This window comes from Saccharophagus degradans 2-40, assembly GCF_000013665.1.
Lineage (GTDB): Bacteria > Pseudomonadota > Gammaproteobacteria > Pseudomonadales > Cellvibrionaceae > Saccharophagus > Saccharophagus degradans.
Genome location: NC_007912.1, coordinates 3439799 through 3454390, shown reverse-complemented (window position 1 = coordinate 3454390; position 14592 = coordinate 3439799). Strand labels below are relative to the sequence as shown.

17 protein-coding genes and 1 tRNA gene are annotated in these 14592 nt (G+C 47.5%); 11 read left to right on the top strand and 7 right to left on the bottom strand.

What is annotated here, in order from left to right:
• Positions 1 to 15 precede the first annotated feature (15 nt).
• Positions 16 to 498 carry a transcription elongation factor GreA gene (greA, locus tag SDE_RS14270; RefSeq protein WP_011469204.1) on the top strand — a complete coding sequence of 161 codons (483 nt, stop codon included), beginning with the start codon at positions 16 to 18 and terminating at the stop codon, positions 496 to 498.
• Positions 499 to 591: 93 nt separating this feature from the next.
• Here the strand turns inward: greA and SDE_RS14265 are convergent, their stop codons facing one another.
• From SDE_RS14265 to yhbY, 5 genes are all read right to left on the bottom strand, one after another.
• Positions 592 to 942: a hypothetical protein gene (locus tag SDE_RS14265; protein WP_011469203.1), complete on the bottom strand. Its 351-nt coding sequence runs from the start codon at positions 940 to 942 to the stop codon at positions 592 to 594.
• A 113-nt stretch (positions 943 to 1055) separates the two neighbouring features.
• Complete coding sequence (locus tag SDE_RS21405; RefSeq protein ID WP_011469202.1) at positions 1056 to 1526, bottom strand: hypothetical protein; 471 nt, start codon at positions 1524 to 1526, stop codon at positions 1056 to 1058.
• Between the two features lie 2 nt (positions 1527 to 1528).
• Positions 1529 to 2221, bottom strand: a complete 693-nt coding sequence (locus SDE_RS14255) for a response regulator (protein ID WP_011469201.1) — start codon at positions 2219 to 2221, stop codon at positions 1529 to 1531.
• A gap of 4 nt (positions 2222 to 2225) precedes the next feature.
• The gene (locus SDE_RS14250) at positions 2226 to 3674 is read right to left on the bottom strand and encodes an ATP-binding protein (RefSeq protein ID WP_011469200.1); all 1449 of its coding nucleotides are present in this window, start codon (positions 3672 to 3674) and stop codon (positions 2226 to 2228) included.
• A 124-nt stretch (positions 3675 to 3798) separates the two neighbouring features.
• Positions 3799 to 4101 (bottom strand): ribosome assembly RNA-binding protein YhbY, encoded by a 303-nt coding sequence (gene yhbY, locus SDE_RS14245; protein WP_041325799.1) that lies wholly within the window; start codon positions 4099 to 4101, stop codon positions 3799 to 3801.
• Between the two features lie 167 nt (positions 4102 to 4268).
• Here yhbY and rlmE point away from each other — a divergent pair, with 167 nt between their 5' ends.
• From rlmE to SDE_RS14195, 10 genes are all read left to right on the top strand, one after another.
• Positions 4269 to 4889 (top strand): 23S rRNA (uridine(2552)-2'-O)-methyltransferase RlmE, encoded by a 621-nt coding sequence (gene rlmE / locus SDE_RS14240; RefSeq protein ID WP_011469198.1) that lies wholly within the window; start codon positions 4269 to 4271, stop codon positions 4887 to 4889.
• Between the two features lie 143 nt (positions 4890 to 5032).
• The gene (gene ftsH, locus SDE_RS14235; protein WP_049762796.1) at positions 5033 to 6949 is read left to right on the top strand and encodes an ATP-dependent zinc metalloprotease FtsH; all 1917 of its coding nucleotides are present in this window, start codon (positions 5033 to 5035) and stop codon (positions 6947 to 6949) included.
• Positions 6950 to 7024: 75 nt separating this feature from the next.
• Complete coding sequence (gene folP / locus SDE_RS14230; protein ID WP_011469196.1) at positions 7025 to 7861, top strand: dihydropteroate synthase; 837 nt, start codon at positions 7025 to 7027, stop codon at positions 7859 to 7861.
• Between the two features lie 56 nt (positions 7862 to 7917).
• Positions 7918 to 9258 (top strand): phosphoglucosamine mutase, encoded by a 1341-nt coding sequence (glmM, locus tag SDE_RS14225; RefSeq protein ID WP_011469195.1) that lies wholly within the window; start codon positions 7918 to 7920, stop codon positions 9256 to 9258.
• Between the two features lie 197 nt (positions 9259 to 9455).
• Positions 9456 to 10196, top strand: coding sequence for a triose-phosphate isomerase (gene tpiA, locus SDE_RS14220; RefSeq protein ID WP_011469194.1), 741 nt, complete (start codon positions 9456 to 9458; stop codon positions 10194 to 10196).
• Between the two features lie 19 nt (positions 10197 to 10215).
• A complete protein-coding gene (gene secG / locus SDE_RS14215) occupies positions 10216 to 10605 on the top strand; it encodes a preprotein translocase subunit SecG (RefSeq protein WP_011469193.1) in 390 nt (129 codons plus the stop codon).
• Between the two features lie 7 nt (positions 10606 to 10612).
• A tRNA-Leu gene (locus SDE_RS14210) sits at positions 10613 to 10697 on the top strand.
• Between the two features lie 215 nt (positions 10698 to 10912).
• Complete coding sequence (locus SDE_RS14205) at positions 10913 to 11392, top strand: Panacea domain-containing protein (RefSeq protein ID WP_011469192.1); 480 nt, start codon at positions 10913 to 10915, stop codon at positions 11390 to 11392.
• A gap of 5 nt (positions 11393 to 11397) precedes the next feature.
• Entirely contained in the window at positions 11398 to 11820 is a 423-nt protein-coding gene (locus SDE_RS14200; RefSeq protein WP_011469191.1) for a hypothetical protein, read from the top strand.
• Between the two features lie 148 nt (positions 11821 to 11968).
• Positions 11969 to 12922 carry a YbgA family protein gene (locus SDE_RS14195; protein WP_041324719.1) on the top strand — a complete coding sequence of 318 codons (954 nt, stop codon included), beginning with the start codon at positions 11969 to 11971 and terminating at the stop codon, positions 12920 to 12922.
• Here SDE_RS14195 and SDE_RS14190 read toward each other — a convergent pair.
• Together SDE_RS14190 and SDE_RS14185 are read right to left on the bottom strand one after the other, a co-directional pair.
• A complete protein-coding gene (locus tag SDE_RS14190) occupies positions 12919 to 13560 on the bottom strand; it encodes a nucleotidyltransferase family protein (RefSeq protein ID WP_041324718.1) in 642 nt (213 codons plus the stop codon). The genes SDE_RS14195 and SDE_RS14190 overlap by 4 nt on opposite strands.
• Entirely contained in the window at positions 13551 to 14555 is a 1005-nt protein-coding gene (locus SDE_RS14185; RefSeq protein WP_011469188.1) for an XdhC family protein, read from the bottom strand. The genes SDE_RS14190 and SDE_RS14185 overlap by 10 nt, the downstream gene beginning before the upstream one ends.
• Between the last annotated feature and the right edge of the window lie 37 nt (positions 14556 to 14592).

The following is a 14592-nucleotide window of genomic DNA, read 5'->3' as shown; positions in this document are numbered from 1 at the left end:
TATAAGGATAATTAAATGAGCTTAACTAAATACCCAATGACTGTCGCAGGCGAACTTGCTTTGCGCGAAGAGTTGGAAAGGCTGAAAAAAGTCGATCGTCCACGCATTGTGCAAGCTATTGCAGAGGCGCGTGAGCACGGCGACTTAAAAGAAAATGCCGAGTACCATGCGGCGCGTGAGCAACAGGGTTTTTGCGAAGGGCGAATTCAAGAAATTGAAGCCAAGCTTTCTAACGCGCAAGTTATTGATGTTAAGACTATCCCACACTCAGGTAAGGTGATTTTCGGTACAACCGTTGACTTAATTAACGTAGAAACCGATGAAGCCATCACTTACACTATTGTGGGTGAAGATGAAGCGAGTATTAAGCTAAATAAAATATCAGTGACTTCTCCCATTGCGCGTGCGCTAATTGGTAAAGAGGAAGGTGATGTTGCCGTTGTGCGTGCGCCCGGTGGCGAAATTGAATATGAAATTGATTCAGTAAAACATATTTAATTTTTGTTTAAGCGAAAAAAAGCAGGCCTAGGCCTGCTTTTTTTATGTCTGCATTTTTAATGCAAGTGTTAAGTTGTTGCCAACCTCAAGAACTTACTTATCGTCTTTGCACTCTTTTCTGTCTTTCTTCTTGTCTTTCATTCGATCTTTTTTCTTTTCCATTATGGCGTCGAACTTAGCGAGCTCTTCTTCAGTAAGTACGGTTGCTAAGTCTTGTTTAGCTTGGGCGTGTAAAGCTTGCTGCTTTTCGCGCATTTCTTCGTGTAGAGCTTTACGAGCCGTGTGAGTGGCTTCTAAAATTGCGCGAACTTCTGTAGCGCGGCCGTCATCTAGCTCAAGTTTTGAAATGATTTTGTCGGCTTTTTCTTCGTGGTTGCCAGAGCCTGCTAGTGCAATGCCAGAAAAGCCGCTGATTAGGGTGAAGGCAATTAACCATTTTTTCATATCTATTCTCCAGTGGGTATGGGGTTGCTATAGGGGTACTACAGGGTTACTACAGGTTTAGTATCCCAATACACTGTGCAAAGAAAATGGACGAAAAAAGGAAGGTGAATGTGCTACCAGTTGGCGAGCGTGTCGGGAAACTGCTTGCGATCTTCGGCAGTGGCCGTTTCATTGCATTCGCCGCGCAAGTAGGGCTCTTCGCCATAGGAATATTTATCAATCACCCAAAAGCCTGTGCGGCAATATTCGGTTTCTTTCAGCTTTTCTTCTAGTTGTACTGCAAGAATACGCTCAATCTTATCGGTTTGGCTAAGTTGGCGGCCAGATCTAGCCGCTGTCGCGGGTTGATTTCTGGGAGGAATAATACTTTCGGCGCCAGAGCCGATTTTGCCGTCTTTGCGCAGAAGTTTAATTTCAAAGTGTTTTAAAGCAGTGCTAGTGATTTTTGTTCTAAATTGCAGGCTGCTACCTGCTGGAACATCGTAGCTTGTGCAGCCTTGCAGCAGGGTGACTGCAACGGCTAGTGCTAGGGTGCTTTTGATTATTATGTTACTTGTTACTTTTTTTATTGCGCTTTTTATCATCGTTACAGGTTTTCGAATTTGTAACCCGCGCCATATACCGAGCGAATGATGTCTTGCTCTGGGGCGGCGGCTTGCAATTTCTTCCTTAATTTTTTTATGTGGCTGTCGACAGTTCGGTCGCTTACCACACGATAGTCTGTGTAGATGTTGTCCATAATGAACTGCCGTGAAAATATTCGTCCGGGTTGTTCAAATAATAGCTTAAACATTCGGTATTCGATTTGAGTAAGCTCAATTTCTTGTTTGTGTACAATAACACTACTGCGCTCTTCACACAGCACCACACTTTGGTTTTGATCTTCACTGCTGGATGTATCAGAAAGTGTGCGTCGCAACACCGCCTTTGTTCTGGCCACCACCTCTCTCGGGCTGTAGGGCTTACAGATGTAGTCGTCGGCGCCAAGCTCTAACCCTATTAGGCGATCTATTTCTTCTACTTTAGCGGTAATCATTATTACCGGTACATCCGACGCTTTGCGTATGTCGCGGCAAATGTCTAGCCCGCTCATGCCGGGCAGCATTAGGTCTAGCAGTACTATGTCTACTTCATTAGCTTGTAGCCAGTCGTTTGCGTCGGTGCCGTTATTTATAACTGTAGTGCTATATTGCGCGGCTTGCATGTATTCATTCAATAACTGCGCGAGGTCTGGCTCGTCCTCTACTATAAGCACTCTAGGCGCAATTGAATCTGTCATGGGGTTACCTCGTCCAACGTGGCAGTGAAATGATTATATGAATGCCTCCGAGCTTCGATTGCAGTGCTCGAATAGTGCCGTTGTGGGCCTCTACGATGTTTTTACATATAGATAAGCCTAGGCCGGCGCCGCCTGTAGCGCGGTTGCGCGAAGAATCTAAGCGGTAAAGCCTGTCAAAAATTTTATCTAGCTGATCTGGGTTAACGCCTGGCGCGCTGTCTTCAATGTGGAACTCAAGATTGCCCTGCGTTTCAGCAGACCATATTTTTATTTGGCCAGGGGTATCTGTGTAGCGCAGGCTGTTCTCAATCAAGTTGTTAATTAGCTGCGCTAAGCGGCTGCTGTCGCCGTAAATTTTATGCTGCTCGTTTAAGTTGTTTTCGATGGTAAGCGTTAGTTCTTTGCCATTGGTGCGCACTTCCACTTCGTCTTGCGTGTGCTCAAACAGTTGGTTAAAACTAAATACCTCTTTGCTATAGGTAAGCGCGCCCAAATCTGAAAGCGAAAGCTCGTAGAGGTCGTTAACCAGCGCATTTAGCGAATCTGTTTTGTCTTTTAAAAGGGCTAAGTTGGCCTGGGAGGGCTGGCGGATACCATCTTGCATTGATTCAATCTGCGCTTTGATTACAGCTAATGGTGTGCGCATTTCGTGGCTAATATCGGCTACCCATTGGCGCCGAGATTGTTCGTTAGCCTCTAGGGTGTGGGCAAGCTCGTTGAAGTTGTGGCACAGCTCGCCAACCTCGTCGGAGGTTTGAGGTTGTATGCGCACGTTGTACTCGCCGGCAGCTAGCTGCTTTGCACTGCGCGATAGGGCAACTAATGGCTTAACCAGCTTGTGGGAGATGATTAGCACCGTTATGAATGAGATGATCACCAAGAAAATACTAATTTTAGAGAGCGCGCGAAGTTGGTTATACAAGAAGTGTTTATCTACATCGCGCAAAAATTCTGAGGGGGCCACATAACCCACGTAGGCGATGATTTTGTCTTCTGCTTTTATTGCCGACCAGCTGTAATCAGAGTTTTTGCGGTAGCGACCAGAAATTACATTTTTGTTCTCATCGGTCAAAATTAACCTTTCCATAAACTCGCGTTGATGGCGGCCCACACCGTGTTTGTCTTTGGGGGGCAACTCTTTACTTTTGGGGGGCGCTGGTGGGCCGTCGTTACGTCGTTGGTCTGCGCGAATTTTTAAGTAGGGGCTATAGGCTTTGTATTTTAGTTTGTCCCAAAGGTGCGGCTTGGTGGTAAATAGCTCTAGCGACCCAGTGCGGGTGTAAATTTCAGCTATTTCATTTTTGAGCAGATCTAGCTTGTTGATGGTTTCGATATTTACGTATCGCAAAAACCCTTTTTTCATTGTGGTATGCGTTACCACAAGCATGGTAGCCATACATACGGTAAGGGTAATAAAAAAGGCGAGCCAGATTTTAAATTTAATGCTTTTCATAGTGTGAGTATTGCTAGCTGGCCACACTATTTCAATATGGGGCTCGCGACTTGCTATTTGTTTGCATAGTTTTGGGGGGAGGCCCTAAGCCGCAAATGGCTAAGGGCGAGGCCGCAGGGGGGCGTTAGCGAACGTTAGAGTTACGCGGTGCAGGCTGTTGCTTTGATTCGCGGTAAATAACAGCGACTTTGCCTATTTGTTGAACCATCTCTGCGCGGCAGGAGGTGCACATTTCTGTGATCACTTCTTTTCTTATTTCTCTGTCTGCTATCGCAATTTTGATCTTGATAAGCTCATGGTCGTCTAGCGCGCGCTCAAGCTCGGCGCGAACACCATCGTTAAGGCCGTTACCTGCGATTGTTACTATAGGGTTAAGTGCGTGAGCAATTGAGCGAAATTGTTTCTTGCGATCTGTACTAAGAGGCATATAAAGTGAACCTGAAATGTGAGAAAAACGCGTTGAGTCACCCATAAAAGGCGCTTTAGGCGTTAACATAGCCGTAAAAGCGCGCTATTGTACCCGTTGTTGCGTTAGCGCACACCCGTAAACATGTTTTACGGCTTTAATATAGTCTATTTTGTAGTCATTTATATATGTCCCGTTCTAAAAGTAGTGGCCGCTGGCTGCAAGAGCACTTCAACGATCAATACGTTAAAGATTCCCAGAAAGATGGTTACCGGTCTCGCGCAAGCTATAAGCTTATTGAGCTAAACGACAAAGATAAGCTTATTAAGTCTGGTCAAACCGTGGTTGACTTAGGTGCAGCCCCTGGTGGCTGGTCTCAGGTGGCCGCGCAGATTGTTGGCGATGGAGGTAGAGTAGTCGCTTCTGATATTCTGCCAATGGATTCCCTTGCAGGCGTTGATTTCGTGCAGGGCGACTTCACCGAAGAAGCCGTGCTTGAGCAGTTGCTTGAATTACTGGGGGAGGCGAAAGCAGATCTTGTAATATCGGATATGGCCCCCAATATGAGTGGTATAGCCGATGTTGATCAGCCAAAATCGATGTATTTAGTTGAGTTAGCGCTGGATATGGCCAAAACCACCCTTAAAATTGGCGGCAGTTTTGCCTGTAAAGTATTCCAAGGTGAAGGTTTTGATGAGTTAGTACTAGCTTGTCGCGAGTGTTTTCAGAAAGTATTAGTAAGAAAACCTTCTGCCTCTAGGCCTCGCTCGCGCGAAGTGTATATTGTCGCAAAAGGTTACAAAGGTTAGTGAGAGTTAAGCTAGGCTTAATAGAATAGCTAGCCCGTAATGTAAAAAGTAAGTAAGACTCTTAGTATTGCTAATTAATAATGCTAGGGAATTGGTGCTTGCCAGCACCGTGAATAAACGAAGGAGAAACATCCTTGAACGATATGGCTAAGAATTTGGTACTTTGGTTGGTTATTGCCACTGTACTGTTTATGGTCTTTAAAAACTTTAATGAGCCGGCTGTACAGCAAGAAATGGCCTATTCAGACTTCGTTACCGAAGTGCGCGCAGGTAATGTGCGCGAAGTGGTTTTTGAGGGCAACATTATTCGCGGTGTTGGGTATAACAACCAGCCGTTTAGAGTGGTAATGCTACCAACAATCGATTTGGATTTACGCAGCGAGCTAGTTGAAAACGGCGTAGCGTTTAAGGCCGAGAAAAAAGAAGAGGCTGGGTTCTTTGAGAACTTGCTACTGGCAACCGTACCTGTATTGTTGTTTATCGCTGTGTTCATATTCTTTATGCGTCAAATGCAGGGTGGTAGCGGTGGTCGCGGCGGGCCTATGAGCTTTGCTAAAAGTAAAGCGCGTTTGCTTGGCGAAGATCAGGTTAAAACAACCTTTGCAGATGTAGCCGGCGTAGATGAAGCCAAAGAAGAAGTGTCTGAGTTGGTGGAATATTTGCGCGATCCAAGCAAGTTTCAGCGCTTAGGTGGCCGAATCCCCCGTGGTGTTTTAATGTCTGGGCCTCCCGGTACAGGTAAAACGCTGCTCGCAAAAGCAATTGCGGGTGAGGCGAAAGTACCTTTCTTCTCTATTTCGGGCTCAGATTTCGTAGAAATGTTCGTTGGTGTGGGTGCATCCCGCGTGCGAGACATGTTTGAGCAGGCTAAAAAGCAGGCTCCTTGTATTATCTTTATCGATGAGATCGATGCCGTGGGTCGCCATCGTGGCGGCGGTGGTCATGGTGGGGGTCACGACGAGCGCGAGCAAACGCTCAACCAGTTACTAGTAGAGATGGACGGTTTTGAAGGTAACGAAGGTGTAATTGTTATTGCTGCAACGAACCGCTCAGATGTACTGGATAAAGCATTGCTTCGCCCAGGCCGTTTCGACCGCCAAGTAAACGTTGGCTTGCCAGATGTGCGAGGCCGGGAGCAAATTCTTAAAGTGCATATGCGTAAAGTGCCCATTAGCGATGCAGTTAAAGCTTCTATTATTGCGCGCGGTACGCCAGGGTTCTCTGGTGCCGACTTGGCCAACCTTGTTAACGAGGCCGCTTTGCTAGCTGCCCGTGGCAATAAGCGCTTAGTTACCGAAGAAGAGTTTGAAAATGCGCGCGATAAAATCCTTATGGGTACCGAGCGTCGCACTTTAGTGATGACCGAGCAAGAGAAAGAGAGCACGGCTTATCACGAAGCCGGTCACGCTATTGTTGGCTACTTGTCGCCAGAGCACGACCCTATTCACAAAGTTACTATTATTCCTCGCGGTCGCGCTTTAGGTGTAACGCACTTCTTGCCGGAAGGCGATCGTATTAGTGAGAGCAAGCGCAAAATGATGGGCGATATCGCCTGTGCATATGGCGGCAGAATTGCAGAAGAGATGATCTATGGCGCCGATGGGGTATCTACCGGTGCATACGGCGATATTCGTGGTGCCACGGCAATTGCCCGCGCTATGGTTGTAAACTACGGTTTGTCAGACACGCTTGGCCCTCTAGATTACGATGCTCGAGATAGTGACGGTATTGGCTCTAAAAAGATTTCTGGGCACACCGCGCGTTTGATCGACGAAGAAGTTAAAAATATTACCGATGCTTGCTACAAGCGAGCAGAACAAATACTTGAAGAGAATCGCGATATTCTAGAAGCCATGAAAGATGCGCTTATGGAGTATGAGACTTTAGATTCCGACCAAGTATCAGATTTAATGGCGCGCAGAAAGATACGTCCTCCCAAAAGTTGGAGTGACGATTTGACTGATGGTGGTGCTTCAGCTGGCGAAACCGACTCTGGTAGCACAGCGGAAAAAACCAAAGCATCGGATTCGTCCTTAGGCGGCCCTGCTAGCGAGCATTAATCTGTAGCTAAACGTTTTATATATTGTCCTTCCAAAGACCAGCTCTGCTGGTCTTTATTCTTTTAGGTTCCACCAATGCGTTCTCCCTCCTTTCTTTCTGATTTAACATCGCCGCAAATAATGGGTGTGCTTAACGTTACGCCAGATTCTTTCTCTGATGGCGGGCGGTTTGTTTCGTCGGGTAAGTTGCTTCTAGACGATGCCCTCAAAGAGGCAGAAGCTATGGTCGCCGCGGGCGCGTCGATTATTGATGTGGGGGGCGAATCAACCCGTCCCGGTGCCGCCAAGGTTACTCAAGAAGAAGAAATGGCGAGGGTGCTGCCAGTCGTTGAGGCGCTGGCCTCGCGCATAGATGCGGTAATTTCAGTGGATACCAGCACGCCGGCGTTAATGCGTGCGGCGGTGGACGTAGGGGCAGGGCTATTGAATGACGTTCGGGCGCTCTCGAAGCCGGGTGCGCTGGAGGTGGCTGCAGCTGCAAGTGTGCCTGTGTGCCTTATGCATATGCAGGGGCAGCCTAGTACTATGCAGGCGCAGCCCCATTATGATGATGTGGTTGCCGAAGTGAGAGCGTATTTACTTGAGCGCGCCCAAGCAGCAATTGCCGCAGGCGTTAAAAAAGAAAACATTATTCTCGACCCCGGCTTTGGTTTTGGCAAAACAGACGAACATAATGTGAAGCTGTTACAATCCCTGCCCAGCCTTTGTACTACTGGTTACCCTGTGCTGGCGGGGTTGTCCCGCAAGTCTATGATTGGGCGCCTGCTAGGCCGAGAGCCGCAGGACAGGTTGGCAGGTAGTTTGGCTTTGGCCCTTATAGCCGCACAAAATGGCGCAAAAATTATTAGAGTGCACGATGTGGCCGAGACCCATGACGTGTTATCGCTATTAACAACAATACAAAAGCTTTAATGCACATGCATTATGGTGACGGAATACAAAAACAGTAATTGATTTGGAGTGAATCGATGGCACGGAAATATTTTGGTACCGACGGTATTCGTGGGTTGGTGGGAGAGGGTGTTATTACTCCTCAGTTCTTCCTGCAATTGGGGTGGGCTGTGGGCAAGGTGCTCGCTCAGCAAAATGGCGATAAAAGTGGCGGTTTGGTATTGATTGGTAAAGATACCCGTATTTCTGGCTACATGTTTGAATCAGCATTAGAGGCCGGCTTAATAAGTGCGGGTGTAGATGTAGGCTTGTTGGGCCCCATGCCTACGCCGGCAATTGCTTATTTGACGCGTACCTTTCAGGCCAGTGCCGGCATCGTAATTAGCGCTTCTCATAACCCGTACACCGATAACGGCATTAAGCTATTTAATACCGACGGCACCAAATTGCCAGATGACGTGGAGTTGGCTATTGAAGACCAGTTAGATCGCGCTATGACCACCGCGTCTAAATTGGGTAAGGCGCGCCGAATTGCCGATGCCGAAGGTCGCTATATCGAGTTCTGTAAGGGTTCTTTGCCCTGGGGCTTTAACTTGCGCGGCCTGAATATAGTAGTGGATTGCGCCAACGGTGCCACTTACGAGGTTGCCCCCAAAGTATTTGGCGAGCTTGGTGCCAATGTAATTCCTATTGCGAATAAGCCAGATGGCCTCAATATTAATTTAGATTGTGGCTCTACTAAGCTCAACCAGCTGCAAAAGCACGTATTAGAAACCGGTGCAGATATGGGCATTGCCTTCGATGGCGATGGCGACCGCGTTATGTTTGTAGATGAAAAAGGCGAGGTGCTCGACGGCGATCAGCTCTTGTTTATTATCGCGTCGCACAAGCATAAAAACGGCGGTTGTTCCGGTGTTGTTGGTACCTTAATGAGTAATTTCGGCTTTGAGTTAGGCCTTAAAAACCAAGGTATTCCGTTTGAGCGCGCTAAAGTTGGCGACCGCTATGTTATTGAGGCGATGAAAAATAACGGCTGGCAGGTTGGCGGCGAGTCATCTGGTCATATTGTGTGCTCAGATGTTACTACCACCGGTGACGGTATTATTGCTGCGCTGCAAGTGCTGTTGGCCTTGAAGGCAGAAAAGCAGTCGTTGCACCAGCTTAAGTTGCGCATGCAAAAAATGCCGCAAGTTATGATTAACGTGCGGGTCACCAATAAGGTAGACCTTGATAGCCACGAGCAGGTGCAGGCGGCTATAGCCAGCGCAGAAAAACGTTTGGATGGAAAAGGGCGTGTTTTATTGCGTGCATCGGGTACCGAGCCAGTTATACGGGTGATGGTGGAAGGGCAAGAGCACCAGCTGGTAGCTTCTTTAGCTCAAGAATTAGCCGATATAGTGGGCGAAGCAGTAGCTTAATTGCCCTTTCTTTGCGGGGCCGCACATTGGGCCCCTACCTGTACGCCAAAAGTTCATATTCGGATTGTATCTGTGCGCGTTCTTCGCTACCATTGGCGCCCGTTTTACTGGGCACTGTGGCCTAAAGCGTTACCTCTACTACATGTATACGCCGAAAGTCAGTTTAGGCGTACCAAAAAGCAGAGCTGAGGTTAGAAATGCGAAGGCGACTAATTGTAGGCAACTGGAAGATGTGCGGAGATTTTCGTACTAACCAGAAGCGCCTTGAGGATTTATCTTCACTTTGGTTTGGAGTTCATCAAACGGAAGTGAGTGTTAGCCCCGCATACCCGTATTTGGCGCAAGCCGCAGGCATGCTGGAGAACACAAATATATCCCTGTGTGCGCAGGATGTAAGCACCCGAGAAAACGGGGCTTTCACCGGCGAAGTTAGCGCGGCAATGTTAGCCGATATGGGGTGCAGGTATGTGATGGTGGGGCACAGTGAGCGCCGTCATTATCACAACGAAGGTTACGATTTAATTGCGGAAAAGTTTCAAGCCGTTTGCGAGGCTAAAATGATTCCCATTTTGTGCTTAGGCGAGACCACAGCTGATCGCGAAGCAGATAGAACGTTTGACGTTATTGGTCGCCAGTTGTTAAAGGTGGTTAATGCGTGTGGCTTAGAAGGGTTGGCGAAAGGTGTTGTTGCCTACGAGCCTATCTGGGCTATAGGGACGGGGCGTGCGGCTACACCAGAGCAAGCTCAAGATGTGCACTCCTACATTAGGGAAATATTGGGGCCAGAAGGCGAACAAATCCGTATTTTATACGGCGGTAGCGTTAAGCCTGATACCGCTGAAGGATTATTTGCTAAAAAAGATATCGATGGTGCATTGGTGGGGGGGGCTTCCCTTGATGCGCGTGACTTTGTCGCAATATGTCGAGCGGCAGAGTAGATTAACTAGAGAGTGAAAGATGGAAAATATTATATTTATAGTTCACCTGTTGGTTGCTTTGGCAATTATTGGTTTGATTTTAATGCAGCAGGGCAAGGGCGCAGAAATGGGTGCTTCCTTTGGTGCAGGTGCATCGCAAACTTTGTTTGGTTCTGGCGGTTCCGGTAACTTTTTCTCGCGCATGACGGCACTGTTAGTTGCTGTGTTTTTTATTACTAGTTTTGCGCTGGCAATAATTGCAAAAAAACAGGCTGATATTACAGAAGATGTTTCATTTTCTATCTCAGAAGAAGTAGAATTGCCGTCCCTTGAAGAGACCGCACCAATTGATGCTTCTGATGTCCCTTCAGTAGATATTGAAGCAGAAGCTGACTCGAGCGAAGACGTTCCTGAGCTTCCAGCCGAATAGTAAAATTGCCCAAGTGGTGGAATTGGTAGACACGCTATCTTGAGGGGGTAGTGGCGTAAGCCGTGCCGGTTCAAGTCCGGCCTTGGGCACCATCTTTAAAAAAGCATCCCTAGTAATAGGGGTGCTTTTTTTATGTCTAAAAGTTATCTCTAGTGTTAATAAGTAATGGGTCTTTGGGCTTTAAATAAAGTGCTTTGGCACCATATAGCAAGTGTTGGCTGTTTGTTTATACAGTTTTATTGACATTAATGAATAAAGAGCTTAGTTTGTTTTTTATTCTATTTGGGTGGGTGTAAGGAGGGCAGAAATGTCTAGTCATAGCGCTATAGATGTGGCTTATAAGTTTTTGCAAAAAGCGGCTTCAGAAGGTGGGTCGTTGACGCCAATGCAGTTGCAAAAGCTGGTGTATATTGCGCACGGCTGCTCCTTGGGTTGGTGCGATGCTCCGCTTATTAAAGATGACGTTTACGCGTGGAAGTTTGGCCCAGTCATTGAAGATTTGTATCACTGTTTTAAGCGTTTTCGCGCAGATGAGGTGCAAGTAACAGATAAGCAAATAGAGGCCATGGTTGAAGCTGCTGGTTTTAGCGATGCCGAAGATGAAATTATTGATGCGGTGTGGAATAACTATAAGCATTATTCTGGCCCGCAATTGTCGGACTTAACTCATCAGCCGGGTACACCTTGGTACCAAACTTGGCGCCATGGTGATAGCTCTTATGCTGGTGCGGTTATTGATAATCGTACTATTGCCGAGCACTACAAGCACATGCTGGCTGGAGCTTAGTATTAGTGTCTGATACCGGCAAAAAAACGCAATCGCGCGCGCAAGGGTTAAACGAGGCCCTAAAGAGCAAGGTTATTGCTGCGCCGGCGCCTATTCCTAGCGAGCAGGCAAAGGGTGAAGAGCATGCGTTTAGTGCCGCAGAGGGCGAAAAGCTCCTGGCTCAGTTGCACACTCGCGAAGATTTAAACGAGAAAATTGCCAATAGAGGTATGCGCAAGGTTGCCGCTATTTGTGTGTTTTCTTTTATGTGTGTGTGGAGTATTGCCCTTTGGGCGCTAATCTGGTGGATTGGAATAACCCATAATTTTGAATATAACTCAAATGTGCTGGTTACCTTAATTGGTGGCAGCAGTGTAAGTGTAATTGGTTTGGTTGGTTTTGTTGTAAAAGGTTTATTTGGCGGCAGCGCAGAGGGGCGTAGTCGATAATATTGCCCTTTCATTTTGTTCTGGTTTATCTCTTCTCATTCTTCTTGTTTCTCTCCTTATTTTCTTAGTCGCTTATTTTGTTGTTGCTCTCATCTGCATTGCTGTGTAGCGCGTATATACTCAAGTAATGTGCATAGGAGGTTGTCGCGTGGAAGAAAATAAAATACCTGTAGGTATAAGCTCTTGTTTGTTGGGGGAGGAGGTTCGCTTTAACGGCGGCCACAAGCAGTCTCGTTTCTGTTTAGATCATTTGTCTCGTGTGTTTGAGTTTCAGGGTTTTTGTCCAGAGGTAGCGATAGGGATGGGTGTGCCGCGCGAGCCCATTCGACTTGTGGGGAGTATTGATGCGCCGCGAGCCGTTGGTACTGTTGATGCCAGTGTAGATGTAACGGACGCGCTCGCCGCTTATGGGGATGAGATTGGTAGGCTAAGTCACTCCCTTTGCGGGTATATTTTAATGAAAAACAGCCCTAGCTGTGGGCTGTATAGTGCAAAAGTGTATACGCCTAAAGGGGGTGTGTTGCCCGGTAAGCATGCAGGCATTTTTGCCCGAGCGTTAAAGGCGGTAAACCCCTTGTTGCCTTTGGAAGAGGAAGGGCGTTTAAACGATGCCTTGTTGCGAGAAAACTTTATTGCGCGAGTATTTGCCTATAGCGATTGGCGCAGTTCTGTGGGTGAGCAGCCTACGGCAAATAAAATCGTTAAGTTTCACAGCCGCTACAAGTACATGCTTATGGCTCATGGGCAAAAGCCATATCGTGAGTTGGGGCAAATGGTTGCCCGCGCGGGCACTGCGCAAATCGATTCATTCGCGGCTACTTATATTGCAGCGTTTATGGAGGCTATTACTAAGCCTGCGTCGCGTAAGGGGCATTCAAATACGCTCTATCATATGCTTGGGTATTTGCGCGAAGAGGTGCCCGGTGAGGCGCGCCAAGCGTTGGCGGCGTCGATAGAAGAGTACCGTAAGGGAATTGTTAACCTTGCTGTGCCGGTCGCTCTTTTGAAGCATTACCTAAAAATGCACGGCAGTGACTACATTAAAGCGCAGGCTTACTTAGAACCTTATGCTAATGATTTGGGGTTGCGCAACCAAATCTAATTGGCGCCTGTTTTTGCTTTTGCTGCGAGTAGCGTGTGGGCTTGAGAGAGGTTGGCTGGTGTGTCTATGTCCCATGTGGCTTCTGGGATGCTGACTGTGTTTACGGTTTGGTTTGTAAGTAGCCGCTTCGCGCCCAGGTTGTTTGGAAGTGTAAGTAGCTCTTGTTGAGCGCTTATAGGGAATATCGCGGGTGCTCCCAGTGTGTTGTTGAATTGTGCGCAGCATATTTGCTCTGGTTGGTCGCGCCAGTGCTTTATAAGTAGATTCAACTGTTCGGCGCCAATGAGAGGCTGGTCTGCAAGCATTATTAGCAGTGCTGTGCTTTTATCTTTGTTGATATTGGCGGCAAGTTTTATGGATGCCCCCATTCCTTCCTGCCAGTTTTGGCAATATAAAAAATGTTCTTTTTCTGCGTTGCGTAGCTCAAGGTGCTTTTCTATATCTTGATGCCAGCCGCCGGTGATAATAAATACTTCGTGGGCGTCGGTCTGGGATGCCGCGTCTAGGCTGTAATTTAAAACGGGTTTGCCGTTGAGGGGCGCAAGTAATTTGCACGCGCCGAATCGAGAGGCCGCACCCGCTGCCAAAATGGCAATATTGAGCTTTAGTTGAGTGTTTATCACCGGATCTAATTCCAATAGTGGTTGCTTAGCGGTTGGCCTGAGCTGCCGAAAAGAACGGCATGGCATTCTGCCAATACGCTTAAGGCTATGCTTTCTGGTAGGTCGTTACCTAGGGCAAGCCCCATTGGCCCAGCAATAGCTTTGCTGTCACTCTCTTTTATTTCCGCAAGCGCAAAAATTTTTTCTCTTCTGGCTGCAGGGCCGAGTAGGCCAATGTAGCGAGCGCTTGATAATTGAGCAGCTTTTAGGGCTTGGGCATCCATGTTGAGGTTGTGGTTTGCAATAATAAGTGCGTCGCATTGTGCAAGCGTACCCTGTGGCAATTCGTCAATGGAGCAACAAAATACATTGTCAGCGCTTGGGAAGTGCCTTTGTCTGGCGTTAGCTTGACGGCTATCTACTAGGGTTACCTTCCAGCCTAGTTGAGCAGCAAGCGCTGCTATAGGCTGCATATCTACGCCTGCGCCACTAATAACAAGGTGTGGTCTTGGTTGGGCGTGTATGCGTAGCCATTGGCTGTTGTTGTGGTTGAAGACTTCTGTTGTATTTAGCGAGTTGCCACTGCTTGCATGTGAGCTTGCGCTAATGGTTGCTTCTGCGTGTTCTAGGTTGAGGTTGTAGGTTGCGGGCCGCTGCGCAGAGAGTGTTTGGTGAAGTTGTTCTAGTTCAAGGAAATGGTTTGCGCTGTTGCATGGGTGAATAACTATCTCTGCTTTGCCGCCGCAGCCTATGCCTAGTCGCCAGGCTAAGCCGCCTTTTTCGTTAGCGTCATAAATAACTCGCGTGCTTTCGTTTTTTAAAATGGCGCGCTGCGCATGCAAAAGTATGTCACCTTCAAGGCAGCCGCCACTTAACATCCCTAATTGATCCCCTCTGTCGCTAAGCAGCATTATTGCCCCTGTTTTTCGGTAAACGGGGCCTTCTGTGTTAGCGACTACCCCAAGTGCCCATTTATGGCTGGTTTTGCGTTTTAGCCATTCTTGTAAAATATGGGTTAGATGGTTGCTCATTTTTTTGCCTTATTTTTTGAAAAAGGGTAATGGGCTT